Raw genomic sequence first — 660 nt, forward strand, 5'->3', positions numbered from 1 at the left:
AACTTCCATTGTTTGACCCGTTGGTCAAGTGGTTAAGACACCGCCCTTTCACGGCGGTAACATGGGTTCAAATCCCGTACGGGTCATTTTATATTTGGAAGTTTAGCTCAGTTGGGAGAGCGTCTGCCTTACAAGCAGAGGGTCACAGGTTCGAGCCCTGTAACTTCCATAAAATTTAAATGATTTTAAGCGTTGATATTAAATTATCAATGCTTTTTTGTTGCTATTAATTAATACTATCTTTAATGTCTTTAAAGACATATCAACAATGAAAAAATGATTCTAATTATTGCCATTTTGTCAGTTTGAAATTGGACAGAGGAATATTTTTCTAAAAGTAAAGAGATAATAAAACCAAAGAAGAGCATGACTACTTTGACAGTAGTTAAATATTGTAAAAAGCTAAGAATAATCAATATCAAGAGTATACAAAAACTTGCGAGGTATTTTTCTTTAGTTGTTTTGCTCAAATAAATGATGGTAACTAAAGCATTGATCAGAATAATTTCAATGATTATATTTGTAGAAATAAAATGTAATAGTGGATAAATAAGTAAAATAGCTGTAAATATTGGCATTATCAGGAATCGTACTATTTTTGACATTTCTGATTTCTTTACATCAATATCAAGAAAAAGAATAACTAGTTGACATATAAAT

Annotated in this window: 1 protein-coding gene and 2 tRNA genes; 2 read left to right on the top strand and 1 reads right to left on the bottom strand. The window is 30.3% G+C overall.

What is annotated here, in order from left to right:
- Positions 1 to 14: 14 nt before the first annotated feature.
- Both EQ827_RS08830 and EQ827_RS08835 read left to right on the top strand, forming a co-directional pair.
- Positions 15 to 86 (top strand) — tRNA-Glu (locus EQ827_RS08830).
- A 10-nt stretch (positions 87 to 96) separates the two neighbouring features.
- Positions 97 to 169 (top strand) — tRNA-Val (locus EQ827_RS08835).
- Between the two features lie 82 nt (positions 170 to 251).
- Here the strand turns inward: EQ827_RS08835 and EQ827_RS09015 are convergent.
- Positions 252 to 660 (bottom strand): hypothetical protein (locus EQ827_RS09015; protein WP_219912697.1); only part of this gene is annotated, 409 nt, incomplete at its 5' end.

This window comes from Bombilactobacillus bombi (assembly GCF_013607485.1).
Taxonomy (GTDB): Bacteria; Bacillota; Bacilli; order Lactobacillales; family Lactobacillaceae; genus Bombilactobacillus; species Bombilactobacillus bombi_A.